The organism is Micrococcaceae bacterium Sec5.1 (assembly GCA_039636795.1).
Lineage (GTDB): Bacteria > Actinomycetota > Actinomycetes > Actinomycetales > Micrococcaceae > Arthrobacter.
Genome location: CP143430.1, coordinates 358,610 through 376,506, shown reverse-complemented (window position 1 = coordinate 376,506; position 17,897 = coordinate 358,610). Strand labels below are relative to the sequence as shown.

The window sequence follows — 17,897 nt, the reverse complement described above, 5'->3', positions numbered from 1 at the left end:
CCCATCCCCCGGTTATGGACAGCCACAACAAATCGCCAAATCTTTCCTCGTGACTTGGTTGCTTTCCCTCCTCGTCGGCGTCTGGGGCATTGATCGGTTCTACCTCGGCAAGGTAGGAACCGGAATCCTCAAATTGCTCACTTTTGGTGGTCTCGGCATTTGGGCTCTCATCGACCTGATTCTGGTGCTGACGAACCATACGCGCGATAAGCGTGGATTTCCGCTGGAGGGCTATGACAGGCACAAGAAAGTAGCCCTGATTGTCACCGGGGTCTTCGTGCTTCTAGGCATTTTTGCAAACGTTGCCCTTGCGGCCTCCAGTTCCAGGTCAGTTCCAGTCGTGGCCACGTCGAAGACTTCTGCGTCCGCATCTGCTCCAGCAGCCAGTGCAGATAACTCCGCAAAGGCCGAGGCGGACGCGTCCGCTAAAGCGAAATCAGATGCTGATGCGGCGGCAAAAGCTGCGGCTGACGCTCAAGCCAAGGCAAAGGCCGACGCCGATGCGGCCGCCAAATCTGCCGCTGACGCTGCCGCCAAAGCAGAGGCTGACGCCGCCGCGAAGGCGAAGGCCGATGCAGATGCTGCTGCGAAGGCGGCTGCTGACGCCGCCGCCAAGGCAGCCGCGGGGACGGTAAGTCAGCAGAACGCTCTACGGAAGGCTGGTAGTTACCTCCAATTCACCGCCTTCTCGTACCCCGGCCTCATCAAACAATTGGAGTTCGAGAAATACTCAACAGAAGACGCCACGTGGGCAGTCGACCGAGTGAAGGTTGATTGGAACGAGCAGGCGGCTAAGAAGGCCAAGAGCTACTTGGAGTTCACTTCATTCTCCCGCTCCGGGCTCATCGACCAATTGCTTTTTGAGGGGTTCACGCCGGAACAGGCTGAGTTCGGAGTGAGCCAGACCGGCCTCTAGCATCACAAAAAGGTCAATCCATTAGCGGTGCAGCCGCCGGCGGATCGTGCCGAACGGGCGTTCCGGCGGCGAAGGCCCGCACTTGGGCGTCGTTCCAGATGTGTGCAGGGACGGCGCCGCCCAGGAGCTTGCGGGCCAGGGTTGGGTCGTCGCCGAATGGCACGTGGCTGCCGGCCATGATCATATTTCCGTAGCGGCGGCCCTTGAGCATGGCGGGGTCCGCGATGATCATCGTGTGCTCGAAGGTGTCCGCGATGGTGGCGGCGTCAGCGCGGGCGTTCTTCAGGTCCGGAGCGTCACCCGAGTTGACCACGTACAGGCCATCGGGAGCCAGGACGGCGTCGGCGTGGGCGTTGAATTCGCGGGTGGTGAGGGCGCGGGGGGTGAAGGCTCCGGCGAAGACGTCCCGGATGATGAGGTCCCGCGTATCAGGGGTCAGGGACTCGGTCACTGCCCGCGCTTCACCCACGCGGATCCGCAGCAGCGGCGCCTTGGGGAGTTCGAACCAACCACGGACGTAATCGGCGAGCTTCCCATCGAGCTCCACCACCACTTGCCGCGCATCCGGATACGCCGCATTGAAGTATCGGGCCATGGAACAGGCTCCCCCACCCAGGTGCAGGGCACGGAGCTTTGGCTTGGACTCCCGCGGCCATCTCGATTCCACCAGCGCAGCAATCCAGCGCATGTATTCGAAGTCAAGGAACAGTGGATCGGCGAGGTCAATGTGCGAGCTCAGCACGCCGTTGATCTTCAGGAGCCAGCCATTGTTGTTGTCAGGATCGGGAAGCAGTTCGCAGTCGCCGGTGTCGATGTAATAGACGCCTGCTACCGGACCGTCAGGCCGGGTGCCGTGGGGCACCTCGATGACTCCCGCCGTCGACCTTCCCGCCCGGCCGGACTTGCTTGCTTTGCTGGATTTACCGGGCTTGGCCACTAAAACCGTCCTGCCTGAGTCATAGCTCCAGCCTAGTAGAGGAGCGCATGGTCGCGTTCCACAGGAGCGCTTACTAAGGATACTTACCATTTGGCAGCATTGGGCCATAAGATCTGTTCATGGAAGCTTTGGGAGCGGTTTGGGTGGAGGTGTTTACGGTCGCGTTCGCCTGGCTGACCGTGGTCTGCCTACTGATTGCCCGGGTGCCCAAACCGCCGAGCCTCCTGGAGGAGCCCCTGGATGGCTCACCCCTCGACGGGCCATTGATGGCCATGGACCAGCGGGACGATTCGGAAGCGTGAGTTGCCGCCCGCCAACTCTGCTTTAACAGCGCAGCCGCCTGATCCAGGCTCCAGCAAGGCCTGCGGGTACTGCTGCTGCTACCACAGCTGCGGACCACCTGAGGACGTTCGCTTGCTGAAAATAGACGTCGAAGCCGCGATATGCGCCGGAGGGGTAGCCCAGGGCGAGGCCCGCTTTGAGCACGTAGTAGGCGGCCAAACCCAACAAACCCGTCGCCAGGACGGTCAGCACATTGGCCCAGGCCGAACGTGTAGCAAGCGCTGCGGCACCTAAAAGCAGGGCCCACGGCCACCCAGCATCGCCCAATGCTGCCCATGTGGGAGAGCCCTCGGCCCGAAGAAAAATACACAAAACTCCGAAGGCTGCGCCAATAAGTGCGCCCAGGAGTGGCGCCGCCAGAAGCCACGCGCGGTTGGCGGTTTGCCTCCGGGCCCACTGGACTGGAACTCGGTCCCGAGTGGCTGGCCAAGTCATGGCCCAACTTCCAGGAAGGGAGACTGCCAGACAGGTACGCGGGCTGCGGCTACGAGGTTGTCAAGTAGTTGAGTCATTTTCCACCCATGGGCCGCGGCCATTTGCGGCACTTGCGACTGGTCCGACATTCCCGGGGCCGTGTTCACTTCGTTTAGAACGACCTCATTGTCCGTGACAAAGAAGTCCATCCTGGCAATGCCCCAACACCCCAGTGCCCGATACATCCGCTCCGCCCCACGGCAGAGTTCTTCGGTGATGTGTGGCGACAGCTTGGCGGGAACGGTGAACTGGGCGGTTCCGTCGTATTTCGTGGAGGTGTCGAACAGCCCCGCCGTGTGGATCTCCAGGGGAGGCAGGACAACAAGGTGGCCGGTCCCGTCGTCAAAAAGAGCGATGTCAACTTCCCGCGACCGGACCAGTGGCTCCACTAGGACCCGGGCGGAATGCGCCCTGGCCTCCGCCAGAGCGCGGCTCATTTCCTGGTCATCCCGAACCAGGGCAACTCCATGGGACGAACCGGCAGTCGCGGGTTTCACCACCACAGGATGCGCTACAGGAGAAGCTGCAGCGCCGGGTCCCAAGAGCGCGAAGGGTACTGTCGCGACGTCGGCGCTCGCAGCAACCTGCTTGGTGACCCATTTGTCCATCGCCGCTGCAGAGGCAGCAAGAGGCGATGCAGCCAGTCGAAGCCCTGCGAGCGCGCAGAGACCCGCCACCGCACCGTCCTCTCCCGGGGCCCCATGCAAGGTGGGATAAACCACGGCAGGGACCGATCCGGAGGCTGCATCAGCGAGGAAGGCCTCCGCCCCTTCGGCTGCGCCGAGTACCTGGAAAGGGGATGACGGATGGGATTTGGCGGGTGAGGCGTTGATCCATGAACCGTCGGGCAGTATTGTCCACGGGCGGACCTCGTGCCCGGCTTCGGCCAATGTAGCGCTGATGGTAGCGGCTGAAGCCAAGGACACGGCATGTTCGGGGCTTGTTCCGCCGCCAATGACAAGAACGGTGCTCATACAATTTCCTTTATCAGTAGGCTGCGTTGGAGTCGCTGTCCGAATCCGGTGATGACGTTGTGCGGTGAGGTGTTTCCCCATTGGGCCCACAGCTGCACTGTGGGCTCTCCAGGGTTGACGCCAATGATGGTTGCTTCGGTTCCAGGGGAGGCCGGCCAGTTGCCGGTTTCCACGACGATCTGGTCCATGTTCACCGGCCCCACGATGGGGCAGCGGCGGCCGTGGATCATGACGTGTGCGCCGGCGTCGAGGTGTTGGGGAAGCCCGTCCGCGTAACCGATCCCCAGGACGCTCACGAACCCCGACTCCCCGGCCAGGCCGATGCCGCCGTACCCAACAGACGTTCCCGCCTTCACCGCCCTGGTATGCACTACCGGGCAGGTCAAGCTGACTGTGGGACTCAACGTGGTGGAACCGGACGGATCGATGCCTACCAACCCGGCACCGATACGAACCAGGTCATAATGCGTCCTCGGATCGGTGAGCGTTGCCGATGTGGTGGCCACATGGCGGACGTCGACGGCGAGCCCAGCCCTCCGTGCCATCCTGTGAGCAGACTCAAAGGAACGCAGCCCGGCGTCGTTGGCCGCAGGCTTCGCGGAGTCCGCGTTGGGCAGATGCCCCATGAGGCCCACCACACGGAAGAGCTTGTCGGCTTGGCCGGCCGCAGCCAAGTGCATGGCATCAGGCCAGTCATAGGCGGGCAGTCCACCCCGTGTCATGCCGGTGTCCACATGCAAGTGGATTCTCAGGTTTCCGCGGGCACAGCGAAAGGCATGCATGAGTTGTTCAAGCGAGCCAATGGCGATATCCACGTTGTGGGCCTCCGCCGATTCAACGTCCATTCCCGCTGGATGCAGCCAAGCAAGGATCCCGGTATCGAATCCAGCCCGCCTCAATTGGGCAGCTTCTGAAACGCCAGTGGTTCCCAACCAAGTGCATCCGGCGCCCAACGCCGCCCGGGCAACATCTTCGGCGCCCAGCCCGTACCCGTCGGCCTTCACCACTGCCATCAGCTCTGACCGGCATCGGCTCCGGACAGCGGCGACGTTCGCCTGAACACCAACAGCGACGGTAGAGAGTGTTGGTGGGGTAAATAGGTCAGTCATCGTAAGTCCTCGGTCAAGGTCGAAAGGGGGTGCGGTGGTCCCGCTCGAGGCGTCCACCCGGCTATCCGGCAGCGTTTTCAAGAGGTGCCGGGCAATGGCTGGTACCTTCCGGCCTGAATTCGAAGTGCCACATTTCGTTTGCGTAGGTCTGGCACAGGCCCAACGCATCGCTGTGGCGGTTCACCCAATCTGCTGCGTTGGTGGGACCGATATCGATGGCTTCTCCGGTTACGTGCTTGGACTTCTCCGGAGCGCTCACCCACTTGGCTGCTTCTTCGCGCGATCCGTGCGTGCTGACAGCGGCGTCCAACAATTCCTGTTGATAGCTGACCGAACGCCATCCAGAGGTTAACCAGAACTGTTCCTGGCCTGAACTTTTGGCTGCTTCTGCGGCCCGTTGAACCGCTGTCCTCAGCTGAGGCTTCAGATTCCTCACCGCTGGATGGTTGTTGTCCAACGCGTCGATGTGATCATCGCGTAGACGCAGTTCATCCAGGACCGATGAAGAGTCCCCGGGTGATATAGCTGTGGGTCTTTTGGGTGCGGTGCCAAATGGCGGCCCCACCGTTGGTTGCGGCCTTACCGTTGGTTGCGGCCCCAACATTGGTTGGCGGGGAAAACTGCTTTCGAAAATCGTGGCGGCTCCCGTCAACATGCCGAGATTGAGCAGCAACAGAGCCAGTGCCACGACTGACAGAACCCATGGGAAGCTACGGACGCGCCGGATGAAACGTTGAGGGACTGAAGACTTCATACAGACAATGAGAGCCTGCAGGGCGTTAAGGCAGCGTAAACGCCCTGGACGTAGGCCACTTGCCGGTGGGATAAAGTCCAGGCATGCGTGTTCTCCTTGTGGAAGATGAGCCATATCTGGCTGAGTCGATAAGGGATGGCCTTCGTTTGGAAGCCATCTCAGCCGACATCGCCTTGGACGGTTCAGCGGCTCTGGAGCTCCTGGCGGTCAACCGTTATGACATCGCGGTCTTGGATCGGGACATCCCCGGCCCCTCGGGCGACGACATCGCCCGGTCCATAATGGCCTCCGGCTGCACCACCCGGATTCTGATGCTCACGGCGGCCAACCGGATAGGTGACAAAGTCTCCGGGTTTGAACTTGGCGCGGACGATTACCTGACCAAACCGTTCGCGATGAGGGAACTTGTGGTTCGCCTTCGCGCGATCGCCCGCCGCCCGAACGTTGCGAAACCACCGGTTCTCGAGTTCGTTGGGGTACGTTTGGACCCGTTCCGCCGAAAAGTCCATCGGGACCAAACCGAGGTAACCCTGACCAGGAAGCAGTTTGCCGTTCTTCAGGTGCTCATGGAAGCGGAGGGCGGCTTTGTCAGTGCAGAGCAGCTCCTTGAAAAGGCTTGGGACGAGAACATCGATGCCTTCACAAGCGTTGTCCGCGTGACAATTTCAGGATTGCGCAAGCGGCTCGGGGAGCCTTGGCTCATCGAAACCGTTCCTGGCGTCGGGTACCGAATGGCTCGGACGTGAGCACTTCCCCCGGGCTCATAAAGCGGCGCCCACCGGGGCTGTCGGCCCAATGGAAGCTGACACTGACATATGCCGCCATCGCCGCGGCCACAGGTATCTTCCTGCTCAGCGTCACATACGTATTCCTATTGCGCTACGTCCCTCGGGGGAACCTGCAAACAGAATATGGAAATACCGCACCAAACCAAGGTGACCTTATCCGCGCATTCCTTCCCCCAGCGTCCGCAGGCTTGGTGTTCATCATCATCGCGGGCCTCGTGGGGGGCTGGTTCCTGGCTGGGCGGGTACTTCGTCCCCTCAGGCAGATCGGCGAGGTAGCGCAGCAAGTTTCCAACGGGTCCATGTCCGCCCGCGTCCACATGAGCGGGCGGAATGACGAGTTCCGGCGCCTTGCCGACGTTTTCGATCAAATGATGGAACGGATAGAGCGCCACGCCGAGCAACAACGCCGCTTCGCCGCCAACGCCTCACACGAGCTGCGGACCCCGCTTGCGATCATGGGCAACCTCGCAGAGGTAGGTAGCCTGAACCCGGGTACGGACGTGACCGAACTGCTGCGCCGGCTTGGAGAAGTCAACACCCGGGCTTCAGACATGGTTGAGTCGCTCCTGCTCCTGTCCAGTGTGGAATCAGGTCAAATCACCCTCTGCCACATGGATATGTCTTTGGTAGCGGAACAGGCGCTGGAGGACCTCATTCCGGCCGCCGAACGTGCAGGGGTCGCCATTGAAGCCAATTTAATGCGCACTGCTGTCCGGGGGGACGCGGCCCTCCTGGAGAGGGTAGTTGCCAACCTCGTGCACAACGCCATTGTGCATGGCCGGACAAGTGTATCGGTCCGGACTTTCGACACTCCTGGGCACAGTCTCTTGGTGGTCGAGAATCCCGGTGATGACATCGATCCGGCGGTACTGCCCAACTTGATCGAACCATTCCTGCGAACCGAACGGACCGCGCAGAAGGGCGGTGAACGCGCCGGCGTCGGGCTTGGACTCTCCATCGTCGCCGCGGTAGTTCAAACGCACGGCGGAACACTCGAATTGGCCGGTGGACCGGACGGTGGCCTCAAAGCCACGGTCAAACTTCCACGCGCTTCAATTGTGCCCTAGGAAGCCCGACGGCGGGCCGCACCATCCGGTGTTCAGGAAGTGAGTACCACGAGGGGTCGCAAAGCTGTCGCTTACCGTCGGGCACAAAACCATTGCGGCGGTAGAAGGCTTGGGCCCGCGGGTTGTCGTCGAGGACCCACAGGTAAGCCGGGCCGTCACCGAGGAGCGCATCCACCAGCGCCTGACCTACACCGCGGCCATGAATCCGCTGAAGGGTGTACAGCATGAACAGCTCCACCTCGCAGGGGCTGTCCTCGTCCCTTCCCGGTCCTGAAGCCGCAATTCCTACCAATTCGCCGTCGGGATCATGGGCCAGCATCCGCGGATGGCCTGCCGCGATCGACGCCCTGTACCGCTCGATCCTGTCCGGCAGGGCAGCTTCCTGCTTCGCGAAGAATTCCGGCGGCAGCAAATGCCCATAACTCTCCCGCCAGGACTGGACATGCATGACGGTCATGGCTTCGGCGTCGTCAACCGTTGCCGTGCGCAGCGTGAAATCCATCGGCTACCGCACTCTGGCGATAGCGAAGCCGTCCCAGCCCTTGCTGCCGACAGTTTGGATTGCGGTGGCATCAAGTCGCGGGTCCTGGCCCAGCATTTCCAAGGCTTTGACGATGCCCGGCGCGTTTACCTCGTCCCGCGCAGGCTCCAGGATGGAGCCGTCCCAGATCACGTTGTCGATCACGATTACAGTGCCCGGGTGGCCAAGACGGATGGCCCAATCAAGGTAGTTGGGGTCGTTCTCCTTGTCGGCGTCGATGAACACAAAATCGAACGATTCCTCGCCTACCAGTGTGGGAAGCGTGTCCAACGCGGCACCCACCCTGATGTCCACCTTGTGCCCCACCCCTGCCGCATCCACATTCGCCCGCGCGACGTCAGCATGCTTTTGAAGGTACTCGCAGGTCACCAGCCTGCCGTCGTCGGGAAGTCCCTGGGCCATCCAAATACTGCTGAAACCGGCCAAGGTGCCAATCTCCAGGACGTGCCTTGCTCCGGACAGCTGCACGAGCATCTTGAGTAGCTTGCCGGCGTTCGGCGCCACTTCGATCTGTGGCATGCCCGCCTCGACTGCAGATGTCAGGGCGCGCTTATGGGCAGGATCAGGACGCACGACGACGTCAGTCAGGTAATGCTCGACGTCAATCCAACCGGGTTCAGCCACGTGTTCAATCATGGCCCCCAGTCTTGCACTGGTCACTGACAGTGGAAAGAGCTAGTCCGTGGTGGAAATTGCCTCTTCCAGACGCTCCACCTTGCCGGTCAGCTCCCCGCTGTAACCGGGCCGGATGTCCGCTTTGATCACCAAGGACACGCGGCTGCCGAAGCGGCCAACAGCCTCCGTGGCCCGTTTGACGACGTCAAAGACTTCGTCCCATTCGCCTTCGATAGTGGTGAACATGGAGTCCGTCTGGTTCGGCAATCCGGACTCCCGGACGATCTTAACCGCAGCCGCGACGGCGTCGTGCACGGAGGCGTCGGGGGTGGGTCCGCCGTTGGTGGCGGATGCGGGCTGGCCTGAAGGGGCGACTGAGAATGCAAGCAACATGAAATCCAGTGTTTCACGTACTGGTTTGTCACATAACGGCCTACTCCTGCGTAACAACGGGTCAACCCCGGTCCGTTGCTACCCTGACAAGCATGGAACAGCCCTCTGAACGCAAGCCCCTCAGGGCCGACGCTGCACGAAATGTGGACAAAATCATCACCGCAGCCCGGCAGTGCTTCCGGGAACATGGTCCCGAAGTTCCCCTGCAGACCATCGCCGCCACGGCAGGAGTGGGTCCGGCAACGCTGTTCCGCAACTTCTCCGATAAAGAACAATTGGTACTTGCGGCCCTGTCCCGCCAACTCCGCCAGCATGTGGATCCTGTTGCCGACGCATCCCTCGAAGGCATGGATGCCGCGGAGGGTCTCATCAATGTCATCGACGCTGTGATGCAGGTGGCGAGCGAAGACGCCAACCTGCTTGACGCCGTCGCAGGCCGACGCGGACTCCTCATGGGCATAACCGGCGGCCTCATCGGCTCCATGGCCACGCTCTTGGAGCGCGGTCAGGGTCAGGGTTCGCTGCGCCGCGATATCACCATCGAGGACATGGTCCGGCTCCTTGCCATGCTGATCGGCGCCGTAGACACCATGGAACCCGGCTCCGAAGCCTGGAAGCGTCCTGTGGCGCTCATTGAAGACGCCATCCGGACCGAACGTCCATCCCGCCCGCTCCCGGAACAATCACCCATCCCCGGTGTGACGCTCACGGACGACGTCTAGTCGACGGCCCTTGCTCCAGCCTCTGGAGGCCTGCCACTACCAGGTCTAGGGTGGGAATGGCGGCCGGGTTGGCCGGTCGTCCGTCGAACTCGAACCCGACAGGAGCCGGCCATGACCCACCACATCAGCGCGATGATCGACGCTCATCCAAAGGGAACCGGTGTGCTGGACAAGGAGAAGCTGGCCGAATGCATTGCGGCCTGCTTTGAATGCGCCCAAACCTGTACAGCCTGTGCCGACGCCTGTCTGGGCGAGGATATGGTGGCCCAGCTGACCGCATGCATCCTGACCGATCTGGACTGCGCTGATATTTGTGCTGCGACCGGGACCGTTCTGACGCGGCAAACCGGAACCAACTCCGCCATGGTGAGCGCAGTCCTCAAGGCATGCCAAACCGCCTGCGGAGTGTGCGCTGAGGAATGCGAACAACACGCACAGATGCACGAACATTGCCGGATCTGCGCGGAAGCCTGCCGCCGCTGCGAAGCCGCCTGCGCCGGCTTGCTAGCGAGTCTCACCTAAAACCGGTTAGCCCCAGCCGAGCAGCCTCAGCAGCGCCGCTGCGGCAGCACCGGAAATAACCACCACCAGGAATGGCGCGCGAAGCCAAAGAGCGACGGCGGCCGCCGCCAGTGCGCCAATGCGCGCGTCCAATACCAAACCCTGTCCTGACGCGAGGGCATTCACCACGGTCAGGGACGCCAGCAAACCAATCGTCATGGTGCCTGCGATGTGCATGATCCTGGGGCTCTGAAGCAGCTTGGCCGGGACAAAGTAGCCAACCAACTTGGTGAGGTACGCAAGCGCGCAGGCAATGAGGATCCAGAGCCAGAGGTTCACTCGGGTCCCCTTTCCCCGCCGCGGTGGTGTCCATGCCCGTGCTCGCGCTTTTCGTAGGGGTCCAGGTCCGGCTCCAGTCCTTCATCCATGCGTGCATGGCTGAACCAGCCGATCACACCGGCCACCAGCGCAGCCACCAGAATTGGGACTCCCGAGGGAACGAACGGCACGGCGAGAATGGTCGCAAGGGCGCAAGCGGCCGCAATGGCCCAGGGTTCGCGCCCCTTCAGCCTTGGCCACAGCAAAGCGAGGAACGCAGCAACTGCAGCCCCGTCCAAGCCCCACTGCTTGGGGTCGCCCATCGCATCGCCGGCCAGGGCGCCGATGGCCGTGAAGATATTCCAGAGAATGAATATTCCGATCCCGGCAGTCCAAAACCCGCGGCGTTGCTCATCGGGGTCCGACTGGCCGGACGCCGTCGCCGTTGACTCATCGATGGTGACATGGGCTGAGATGTAGCGCCGCCATCCACGTGGACGCAGCATGGCGTTGATTTGCATGCCGTAGATGCCGTTGCGCAGACCCAGCAAAGCGCTGGCCGTCATGGCTGCGACGCCAGATCCACCACCAGCCACTACTCCGATGAAAGCGAACTGCGAGCCCCCGCTGAACAGCAAAAGACTCAGCACCATTGTTTGCCAGAAATCGAAGCCCGACGCCACAGAAAGTGCGCCAAAGGACACGCCGTAAAGGCCTGTGGCGATGCTCAGCGACAAGGCAATCTTGAAAGCTGGCGACTCCCTGAGTTTCAAGGGAGCTGCTGGACCTTTGCTCACTTTCGCAGGCTCCAGGACCACAGGACAAGGGGAACCTGAAGAGGCAGCCTAAGGGTGTGGGCGCGCCGCTGGCCGGGCGTGCCGTTGGGACCATACGCACGGCGGAGGGCATCAATATGCCCTGCAAGGAATACGGTAAACATGGCTGTCGTAGCGTCCGCAGCCACTTTGCGGGTGGCTGGGATGAGAAGGCCGACGGCGGCAGTCGCCTCGAGCAGGCCGCTGGCAGCGACCCATTCCTCACGGGACATAAGAGCCAGTGGCCCATTCGGCTGGCTTCCGGGTTCGTCCCTGCGGCACAAGTAGTCAGGTACAACCGGGTAGTAGAACCCCGGGCTGCGGAAATGCTTCATGGCACTGGCCAGGAGAAGTGCGCTCAGACCGATGGCAGAGGTGGTTTGGGTGGCACGGGCTGACCAGCGGAATGACATGAGACAACTCAATCACAAGCCCGGTGGGCCACCCTAAACTGCACCCAACTGGATCGCAGATGAGCGCGTTTTGAGGGCCCAAAACGCGCTCATCTGCTACCTGGTTGGGACCTGAAGCTGGGCCAACACCTGCGCGGGTTTGTTGGTGGTGATCTCGTGGATGCCCAGCCCCTGGCAGAGGGCTACGTCCTTCTCCGAATCCACCGTCCAGACCCTGAACACCCTGCCGGATTCCAACCACCGTTGGACGTTGCGTGCGTGTTCCCTCACATAATCGATACCAGGTCCGGCAATTCCTACCTCACCGTGATCCAGGATGCGTTCAGCCTCCAACTGGGTTGCCTTCATGACATTTGCCACAGCACCCGCCGTGATCGGCCCGAGTCCCAGCTCTTGCCGCAACTCCTGCACCGAGAAATTGTCCACCAACTGGCAAATGTGCTGGGCTGGGACCGTCTTCAGCAGGTGTTGGATCGAATCGGAATCGAAGCTCATGAAGGAGACCTGAATGTTCTCCAGCCGGGACTCCCCAGGCGTCCATCCCTCACTAAGAAGCACTTCCAGAACCCGGTTCTCGAGATTGAGTTGGTAGGGGCTGGGGTGCTTGAGTTCGATCGCCAAACCAATCTCGCGCCCGGCGCCACGCAGGATGTCCAGCAGTTCGGGCAACGTAAGGAATTGATCAGCGATCCCGCCGTACGCATCCGGTATGCGGGCGCCCTTCCAAGAGGAAAAGTCCAGGGCCCGGAGTTCCTCGAGCGTCTTCTCCGAAACCGGTCCGGTGCCGGTGGAAGTACGGTCCAGGTTGGCATCATGCAGCAAGACGACGTGCTGGTCCCGGGTCAAGTGGACATCGCACTCAACTCCATCGGCACCGTCCGCGATCGCCTTGAGGTATGCCGCACGGGTGTGCTCGGCGAACGCGGCACTGGCACCGCGGTGGGCGTAGACCTTGGGCCGGCGAGGGGCCAAATCGTCGCTAGTCATGGAGCCACGGTAGCCCACGCGGCTGCACGCACGGGGCTACGCTGGGCTAATGCAGGTGAACTCTGAACAAATCCCAGCCGAAGACGTCACCACTCACGCCCACTCAGCCCAAGCGGCAGCCTCGGGAGCCACTAAACCCGGGTCCGGCGTCGTCGGCCGTTCTGCCGGAGACGAGGAAAAGGTAGCCGCACTGCGCCGCATGAAACGGCTGGCCCTGGCGCTGTTGATAGGCATGGCCATTGTGTTCATGGTGGCGTTCGCATTCCAGAAGCAGTACCCGTGGCTTGAATATGTGAGGGCTGCGGCCGAGGGTGGCATGGTTGGCGCTTTGGCCGACTGGTTCGCGGTCACGGCACTGTTCAAGTACCCCATGGGCTTGAAGATCCCGCACACAGCCATCATTCCGCGCCGGAAGGACCAAATCGGCGAATCGCTAAGTGAGTTCGTGGAGAGCAACTTCCTGTCCCAGGAGGTTGTGCAGGACAAGTTGGCGAGCATTGATATTGCCCGTAAGGCCGGCCGTTGGCTATCCGCACCGGGCGGGGCCGAACGCGTGGCCAAGGAAGGCGGCGCAATGATCCGCGGCGCGTTCACCGTTCTGAAGGACGACGACGTGCAGGCAGTCATCGAGGGCCTGGTCAGAAAGCATCTACTCACCCCGCCGTGGGGACCGCCCGTGGGGCGGATGGCGGAACGGATCTTCGCGGACGGGCATCATCACAAGTTGGTGGACCTCTTGGTTGATCGTGCCGCCGATTGGGTGGACGCGAACCATAGAACGGTGAACCGGCTGGTTTCCGACCGGTCGCCGGTGTGGGTGCCGACGTTCGTGGACGGGCTGGTGAGCGACAAGGTATACGTCGAACTCCTGAAGTTCGTACGCGCGGTCCAAAATGATCAGAACCATCAGGTGCGGAAATCCATCGATACCTACCTGACCGACCTGGCGCAGGACCTACAGCATGATCCCGCCATGATCGAGCGCGCCGAGACCATCAAGGCCCAGATCCTTGGCGATCCGGAGGTCCGGGAACTGGCCTCCCGAACCTGGGGAACGGTCAAGAACGCGCTGCTCACCGCCGTCGACGATCCGGACAGCGAACTCAGCCAGCGGTTCAAGAGCGCTGTCCGCGATTTCGGTTCCCGTCTTGTCAACGACGACGAACTCGCCGGGAAGATCAACGCGTGGATCGGGGACGCCGCGGGCTACCTCGTGAACACCTACCGATCGGACATTGCAGGCGTCATCTCGGACACCGTGGCGCGTTGGGATGCTGAAGAAACGTCCCAGAAGATCGAACTGCAAGTGGGCAAGGACCTCCAGTACATTCGCATCAACGGAACCGTTGTGGGTGCCTTGGCCGGGCTCGCGATCTTCACGGTGGCGCACCTGCTGTTTGGCTAGGGGCGTTAGGGGCGCACGCGGCGGCCAGATCGTGCGGCGAAGTCGTCCAACGCTGTGATGATGTCCCTTGCGAGCCAGACGCTGGTGCCCCGTACTTTCCCGGCAGGAGTAAGGACGCCAGCCGCCTCCAGCCGTTGCACTGCCCTGTACGCCGTTGCCTGCGAGATCCTGGCGTAATCGGCTGCCATCTCGGCGGTGATTGCGGGTTCGCGAGGCAGCAGCTCAAGGACTTTAAGCACGGATTCCTGAGCAGATCCGAGCTTTTCACGGAACTCCTTTTGTGCAGCCCGGATGTCCTCCACCAGCAACCGGCCGTTTTCCACGGCGAGCATGGCAGACTCGGCAAAGCGCTCAATGATGGGCAGGATGTTCCCCTGACGGTAGTCACCCAGGGCGTCGAAGTAGAGGCGGGTATTGGTCAGCAGCCCTGAAGAAACAGGGATGGTTACCTTTTCAGTTACCCCCTTGGCACGGAGCAGGGCGCTAACGATTGCCCTTCCCGTTCGGCCGTTGCCGTCCGCAAAGGGGTGGATGCTTTCGAACTGTGCGTGTGCCAAGGCGGCTTGAGTCAGGGCCGGGATGTCGTCCCGGCGCATGAACTCGACCAGGTCTTCCATGGCTACCATCACGCGTCCGTGATGCGGCGGCACGAACTCCGCTGAGTGGGGTGAATTGCCTCGGATCCAGACCTGCCTGTCCCGGTATTCCCCAGCTATGACTTGGTCGGAGGAGGCCAGGGTGTGATGCATGGTGCCGATATTCTCGACGCTCAGGTCTTCAGACAAGGCAATCGCAGCCTCCATGGCACGCACGTTGGACGCGATCAGTGCGGCGTTAGGGCTCGAGCGATCACCCAATTGCGCCAGCACAATCTTCCGCGCACCGGCCGTAAGGTTCTCGATCTGGGAACTCGATGCCGATTCACTTCGGAGCAGCAGGGCCGCGAACGGTGCAGAGTCCTGTCCCAACTCGGCATCGAACCGGACCATTTCCACAGTGGCTGCCTCAACAAGCGACTGGGTCCGGGAATCAACCTCAGGATTGATGCGAGCAATTTCTGCCGGGATAGCAGCCTCGTAGGGGCCGCGGGCCAGGAGCCGTTGACGCCTCGAGGTTCCCGGTTCTGCATCTGCGGCCCAAGGATGCTCTTCGTAGCTGACTGAGGGCCAGGCAAGCACATTACTCATGATTCTCCTTGAGAAGATCGATAGTCGATTTTCTCACGATTCGCCATTTATGAGAAAATCGCGGCATTCATTTCTCACTACCGAGCATCAGTGAGAAAATCTGCCCGTGATCTTTTCACCCCAGCAAATGAACCATCTGTCCCGGACGCGCTTGGCCCAGCAGGTCCAGATCTTCGTCCCGAACAACTGCGATCACAGGGGACTTGCTCGTCGGCGGGTGCCCGGCCAGCGCAATGACAGGAAAGCCCGACGGCGGCAGCAGGACCGAGCCTGACAGCAACGCCTGTGCCTGGGGTGCTGGAGTCGTGGCCGGCACAGTCGCACCAGGCAGCCCAGCGGCACGCGCCACCCCCGCTGGTTCAAGTGGGCGCCCCACCAACCGGGCACCCACCCGGTCCGATTCCGGTGAGAGGATCCATGGTTCGCTTGTCAGCCGAAGCCATGTACCGGCGTCGTAATTTTGGGCTTGCGGACCCCGTTCCACCCGGGCGACCACCGGACGTTCGGGGTCCAGGGCCCGACGCGGGGCGTGGTTCTCGACAGGAATATTGTGGGCGTGGGGGCGCCCGAAAGTCAGGGTGCCGCCAGCGCGAAGGGGTTCTGCCTGGGGTTCGATACCACCCTGAACGGCCAGGTAGTACCGGATCCCGAACAGCGCCGGCCCAAACTCCAACACCGCCCCTGGGCTGACGCGAACAGCCTTGTTAAAAGGCAGCTCGGAGCCGTTGAGCTTGACCACGCCTTCCGCGCCGGTAATCGCGAGTGCCGAGGCCGTGACGAACCGAAGCCGGAGACCACCCAAAAGTATCTCCAGGCCGCCCGCGGAGTCAGGGTTGCCCAGCAGCGCGTTGGCAAGGTGCAGGGAAGCCCTGTCCAAGACCTGGTCACGTGCAAGGGCCAGGGTCGAGGGGCCCGGATCAACAACAACGGCACCCATTAAGAGCTCCTCTTCAACGTGCTTTCCAGACCAAACTAGGCGAACGCTTCAATCTCCACCCCTGCCTCCTCCAAGCCTGCCCGAACGGCCGCGGCCATGTTCACAGCGCCCGGAGTATCACCATGGATGCACAGGGAATCGGCACTGACCGGGACAACCGTTCCGTCCACGGCTACCACTTCTTTCCGCGTCGCGAGGCGAACAGCCTGGGCAACTACCGCGGCGGGATCGTGCAGCACGGCGCCTTCCTCGGAGCGCGGGACAAGTGTGCCGTCAGGTAAGTAGGCCCGGTCCACGAATGCTTCCCGGAAGACGGGGTGTCCGGATTCCTCGGCCAGCTTCAGCCACGCCGAGCCGGGCAATCCCAGCACCGGCAGTCCGGGATCGTAGGCATGGACGGCAGCAACCACAGCCTCGGCCTGGTCGGGGTCGTGGACGATCCTGTTGTACAGCGCGCCGTGTGGTTTGACGTAGTCCACGGAAGCCCCCACTGCATGGGCCATCCCGTCCAGGGCGCCGAGTTGGTAGAGGACATCGCCGAACAGTTCATCGAAGGTCATGTCCAGCGAGCGCCGTCCAAAGCCGGCCAAGTCCCGGTACCCCACATGCGCGCCGACGCGAACGTCCAGTTCGAACGCGGCACGGCAGCTGTCCAGCATGGTCAGGGGGTCTCCCGCGTGGAAACCGCAGGCCACGTTGGCGCTGCTCACGATGCGGAACATCGAGGCGTCGTCGCCCATGGTCCAGGAGCCGAACGACTCCCCCAGATCAGCGTTGAGGTCCACTGTTACCGCCTTCCAGCGTCAGGTTGTTGTTGGTTTCGTTGGTGTTCGCGCCTGCGAGCAGTTCGCCGGGGATCGTATCCGGCAGCGGCCCAAAGGCTTCCTTGGCAGTCGCAACTACGGCGCGACCCATCATCAGGTTGCCGGCACCACCCACCACGGCGCCCACTCCGAAAGGCAGGGCCCGTCCGAGAAACGCGGAACCTTGCCGCTTCAGGAGGTTCTTCAGGAACGCGCGCTGGATGGCATCCCGAATGACGCCAAAGCCGCTGCCGGGAATCTTCTTGGTGAGTGTGGTGCCCCAGGCATTGGTCACGCCCTTGCCTCGTCCCAGGGACTGGCCACTCAAGGCACCCAGCAGAGAAGTGCCTTCCTCGCCGAGCATGATGGCCATGACCATTGTCCGCGCGCGTTCCGGGTCGGTCAGCCTGATGCCGTGGAGTTCGGCCAGCGTCGATGCGTACAGCGCGGTCGTCTCCAGGAACCCGACGGTCGCAAGGGCTGAGAGACCCAGCGAAGCTGCGGTTCCGATCCCAGGCACGACGGCGGTTGCCCCCACTGCGGCTCCCCCGCCGGTGATGGCGGCCAGGTAGTCCCGCTCCAGTTTCGCCGCAAGCTGCGCGGGCGTTGCCTTTGGATGCCTGCGCTGCATTCTGCGCAGGTTTGCCAGGACAAGTGGCCGCTGGATTTCGACGGCGCGCAGCAAGACATTGTGAACGCCCGGCTTGGTGTTGCCTTGGGCATCGAATACTGCGTTATGGGCGGTCTCTTGGGCGATTTTCACCGCCGGGTTGGGTCGCTTGGGCATCTTCACCTCTGCATGGCAGCTAGTCGTTTCGCGGAGAACTACTGCGTTCAGCCTATGCCACTGACCTCCCAATACTCCCTACCCGGCGTAGACTTGGGTGCACTCGCGGAAG

23 protein-coding genes are annotated in these 17,897 nt (G+C 62.1%); 7 read left to right on the top strand and 16 right to left on the bottom strand.

What is annotated here, in order from left to right; genetic code table 11:
- The first annotated feature begins 49 nt into the window (after nucleotides 1-49).
- Entirely contained in the window at nucleotides 50-916 is an 867-nt protein-coding gene (locus VUN82_01905) for an Ltp family lipoprotein (GenBank protein ID XAS72640.1), read from the top strand.
- A 13-nt stretch (nucleotides 917-929) separates the two neighbouring features.
- Here the strand turns inward: VUN82_01905 and VUN82_01900 are convergent, their stop codons facing one another.
- Nucleotides 930-1,778, bottom strand: coding sequence for a fused MFS/spermidine synthase (locus VUN82_01900; protein XAS74579.1), 849 nt, complete (start codon nucleotides 1,776-1,778; stop codon nucleotides 930-932).
- 194 nt (nucleotides 1,779-1,972) lie between these two features.
- Here VUN82_01900 and VUN82_01895 point away from each other — a divergent pair, with 194 nt between their 5' ends.
- Nucleotides 1,973-2,155 (top strand): hypothetical protein, encoded by a 183-nt coding sequence (locus tag VUN82_01895; GenBank protein ID XAS72639.1) that lies wholly within the window; start codon nucleotides 1,973-1,975, stop codon nucleotides 2,153-2,155.
- Nucleotides 2,156-2,177: 22 nt separating this feature from the next.
- Here VUN82_01895 and VUN82_01890 read toward each other — a convergent pair whose 3' ends face one another.
- From VUN82_01890 to VUN82_01875, 4 genes are all read right to left on the bottom strand, one after another.
- Complete coding sequence (locus tag VUN82_01890) at nucleotides 2,178-2,630, bottom strand: hypothetical protein (protein XAS72638.1); 453 nt, start codon at nucleotides 2,628-2,630, stop codon at nucleotides 2,178-2,180.
- A complete protein-coding gene (locus VUN82_01885; GenBank protein ID XAS72637.1) occupies nucleotides 2,627-3,643 on the bottom strand; it encodes an ATP-grasp domain-containing protein in 1,017 nt (338 codons plus the stop codon). Before VUN82_01885 ends, VUN82_01890 begins: the two co-directional genes overlap by 4 nt.
- Nucleotides 3,640-4,752, bottom strand: a complete 1,113-nt coding sequence (alr, locus tag VUN82_01880) for an alanine racemase (protein XAS72636.1) — start codon at nucleotides 4,750-4,752, stop codon at nucleotides 3,640-3,642. Before alr ends, VUN82_01885 begins: the two co-directional genes overlap by 4 nt.
- A gap of 61 nt (nucleotides 4,753-4,813) precedes the next feature.
- On the bottom strand, nucleotides 4,814-5,188 hold the full coding sequence (locus VUN82_01875; GenBank protein ID XAS72635.1) for a M15 family metallopeptidase: 375 nt from the start codon (nucleotides 5,186-5,188) through the stop codon (nucleotides 4,814-4,816).
- A gap of 401 nt (nucleotides 5,189-5,589) precedes the next feature.
- On the opposite strand from VUN82_01875, the gene VUN82_01870 reads away from it, so the two are divergent.
- Both VUN82_01870 and VUN82_01865 read left to right on the top strand, forming a co-directional pair.
- On the top strand, nucleotides 5,590-6,252 hold the full coding sequence (locus tag VUN82_01870) for a response regulator transcription factor (GenBank protein ID XAS72634.1): 663 nt from the start codon (nucleotides 5,590-5,592) through the stop codon (nucleotides 6,250-6,252).
- Entirely contained in the window at nucleotides 6,249-7,361 is a 1,113-nt protein-coding gene (locus VUN82_01865) for a HAMP domain-containing sensor histidine kinase (GenBank protein XAS72633.1), read from the top strand. Before VUN82_01870 ends, VUN82_01865 begins: the two co-directional genes overlap by 4 nt.
- Here the strand turns inward: VUN82_01865 and VUN82_01860 are convergent.
- Genes VUN82_01860 through VUN82_01850 form a run of 3 tightly spaced genes read right to left on the bottom strand, consistent with a single transcriptional unit; the run spans nucleotide 7,330 to nucleotide 8,910 of the window.
- Nucleotides 7,330-7,863 (bottom strand): GNAT family N-acetyltransferase, encoded by a 534-nt coding sequence (locus VUN82_01860; protein ID XAS72632.1) that lies wholly within the window; start codon nucleotides 7,861-7,863, stop codon nucleotides 7,330-7,332. The two genes, VUN82_01865 and VUN82_01860, sit on opposite strands and share 32 nt — an antisense overlap.
- Before the next feature lie 3 nt (nucleotides 7,864-7,866).
- A complete protein-coding gene (locus tag VUN82_01855; protein ID XAS72631.1) occupies nucleotides 7,867-8,538 on the bottom strand; it encodes an O-methyltransferase in 672 nt (223 codons plus the stop codon).
- A 39-nt stretch (nucleotides 8,539-8,577) separates the two neighbouring features.
- The gene (locus tag VUN82_01850) at nucleotides 8,578-8,910 is read right to left on the bottom strand and encodes a thiamine-binding protein (GenBank protein XAS72630.1); all 333 of its coding nucleotides are present in this window, start codon (nucleotides 8,908-8,910) and stop codon (nucleotides 8,578-8,580) included.
- 92 nt (nucleotides 8,911-9,002) lie between these two features.
- Here VUN82_01850 and VUN82_01845 point away from each other — a divergent pair, with 92 nt between their 5' ends.
- Entirely contained in the window at nucleotides 9,003-9,632 is a 630-nt protein-coding gene (locus VUN82_01845) for a helix-turn-helix domain-containing protein (protein XAS72629.1), read from the top strand.
- A 111-nt stretch (nucleotides 9,633-9,743) separates the two neighbouring features.
- On the top strand, nucleotides 9,744-10,154 hold the full coding sequence (locus VUN82_01840; GenBank protein ID XAS72628.1) for a four-helix bundle copper-binding protein: 411 nt from the start codon (nucleotides 9,744-9,746) through the stop codon (nucleotides 10,152-10,154).
- A 6-nt stretch (nucleotides 10,155-10,160) separates the two neighbouring features.
- On the opposite strand, the gene VUN82_01835 is transcribed toward VUN82_01840, so the two are convergent.
- From VUN82_01835 to VUN82_01820, 4 genes are all read right to left on the bottom strand, one after another.
- Complete coding sequence (locus VUN82_01835; GenBank protein ID XAS72627.1) at nucleotides 10,161-10,472, bottom strand: AzlD domain-containing protein; 312 nt, start codon at nucleotides 10,470-10,472, stop codon at nucleotides 10,161-10,163.
- Entirely contained in the window at nucleotides 10,469-11,248 is a 780-nt protein-coding gene (locus VUN82_01830) for an AzlC family ABC transporter permease (protein XAS72626.1), read from the bottom strand. The genes VUN82_01835 and VUN82_01830 overlap by 4 nt, the downstream gene beginning before the upstream one ends.
- Complete coding sequence (locus VUN82_01825; protein XAS72625.1) at nucleotides 11,245-11,679, bottom strand: hypothetical protein; 435 nt, start codon at nucleotides 11,677-11,679, stop codon at nucleotides 11,245-11,247. Before VUN82_01825 ends, VUN82_01830 begins: the two co-directional genes overlap by 4 nt.
- A gap of 96 nt (nucleotides 11,680-11,775) precedes the next feature.
- Nucleotides 11,776-12,666: a glycerophosphodiester phosphodiesterase family protein gene (locus VUN82_01820; protein ID XAS72624.1), complete on the bottom strand. Its 891-nt coding sequence runs from the start codon at nucleotides 12,664-12,666 to the stop codon at nucleotides 11,776-11,778.
- Nucleotides 12,667-12,715: 49 nt separating this feature from the next.
- Between VUN82_01820 and VUN82_01815 the strand changes: the two genes are divergently transcribed.
- Entirely contained in the window at nucleotides 12,716-14,071 is a 1,356-nt protein-coding gene (locus VUN82_01815) for a DUF445 family protein (GenBank protein ID XAS72623.1), read from the top strand.
- 5 nt (nucleotides 14,072-14,076) lie between these two features.
- On the opposite strand, the gene VUN82_01810 is transcribed toward VUN82_01815, so the two are convergent.
- From VUN82_01810 to VUN82_01795, 4 genes are all read right to left on the bottom strand, one after another.
- Nucleotides 14,077-15,258 carry a Fic family protein gene (locus VUN82_01810; protein ID XAS72622.1) on the bottom strand — a complete coding sequence of 394 codons (1,182 nt, stop codon included), beginning with the start codon at nucleotides 15,256-15,258 and terminating at the stop codon, nucleotides 14,077-14,079.
- A gap of 115 nt (nucleotides 15,259-15,373) precedes the next feature.
- Entirely contained in the window at nucleotides 15,374-16,195 is an 822-nt protein-coding gene (locus VUN82_01805) for an allophanate hydrolase (protein ID XAS72621.1), read from the bottom strand.
- Nucleotides 16,196-16,230: 35 nt separating this feature from the next.
- Nucleotides 16,231-16,980 carry a 5-oxoprolinase subunit PxpA gene (locus VUN82_01800; GenBank protein ID XAS72620.1) on the bottom strand — a complete coding sequence of 250 codons (750 nt, stop codon included), beginning with the start codon at nucleotides 16,978-16,980 and terminating at the stop codon, nucleotides 16,231-16,233.
- A complete protein-coding gene (locus VUN82_01795) occupies nucleotides 16,964-17,785 on the bottom strand; it encodes a hypothetical protein (protein XAS72619.1) in 822 nt (273 codons plus the stop codon). The genes VUN82_01800 and VUN82_01795 overlap by 17 nt, the downstream gene beginning before the upstream one ends.
- Nucleotides 17,786-17,897: the final 112 nt, after the last annotated feature.

Coding starts and splice junctions, on each gene's coding strand:
- VUN82_01815 (XAS72623.1), top strand. CDS start 12,716: ATGCAGGTGAACTCTGAACAAATCCCAGCCGAAGACGTCACCACTCAC.
- VUN82_01855 (XAS72631.1), bottom strand. CDS start 8,538: ATGATTGAACACGTGGCTGAACCCGGTTGGATTGACGTCGAGCATTAC.
- VUN82_01885 (XAS72637.1), bottom strand. CDS start 3,643: ATGAGCACCGTTCTTGTCATTGGCGGCGGAACAAGCCCCGAACATGCC.
- VUN82_01850 (XAS72630.1), bottom strand. CDS start 8,910: ATGTTGCTTGCATTCTCAGTCGCCCCTTCAGGCCAGCCCGCATCCGCC.
- VUN82_01890 (XAS72638.1), bottom strand. CDS start 2,630: ATGACTTGGCCAGCCACTCGGGACCGAGTTCCAGTCCAGTGGGCCCGG.
- VUN82_01805 (XAS72621.1), bottom strand. CDS start 16,195: ATGGGTGCCGTTGTTGTTGATCCGGGCCCCTCGACCCTGGCCCTTGCA.
- VUN82_01845 (XAS72629.1), top strand. CDS start 9,003: ATGGAACAGCCCTCTGAACGCAAGCCCCTCAGGGCCGACGCTGCACGA.
- VUN82_01820 (XAS72624.1), bottom strand. CDS start 12,666: ATGACTAGCGACGATTTGGCCCCTCGCCGGCCCAAGGTCTACGCCCAC.
- VUN82_01870 (XAS72634.1), top strand. CDS start 5,590: ATGCGTGTTCTCCTTGTGGAAGATGAGCCATATCTGGCTGAGTCGATA.
- VUN82_01840 (XAS72628.1), top strand. CDS start 9,744: ATGACCCACCACATCAGCGCGATGATCGACGCTCATCCAAAGGGAACC.
- VUN82_01895 (XAS72639.1), top strand. CDS start 1,973: ATGGAAGCTTTGGGAGCGGTTTGGGTGGAGGTGTTTACGGTCGCGTTC.
- alr (XAS72636.1), bottom strand. CDS start 4,752: ATGACTGACCTATTTACCCCACCAACACTCTCTACCGTCGCTGTTGGT.
- VUN82_01825 (XAS72625.1), bottom strand. CDS start 11,679: ATGTCATTCCGCTGGTCAGCCCGTGCCACCCAAACCACCTCTGCCATC.
- VUN82_01860 (XAS72632.1), bottom strand. CDS start 7,863: ATGGATTTCACGCTGCGCACGGCAACGGTTGACGACGCCGAAGCCATG.
- VUN82_01795 (XAS72619.1), bottom strand. CDS start 17,785: ATGCCCAAGCGACCCAACCCGGCGGTGAAAATCGCCCAAGAGACCGCC.
- VUN82_01810 (XAS72622.1), bottom strand. CDS start 15,258: ATGAGTAATGTGCTTGCCTGGCCCTCAGTCAGCTACGAAGAGCATCCT.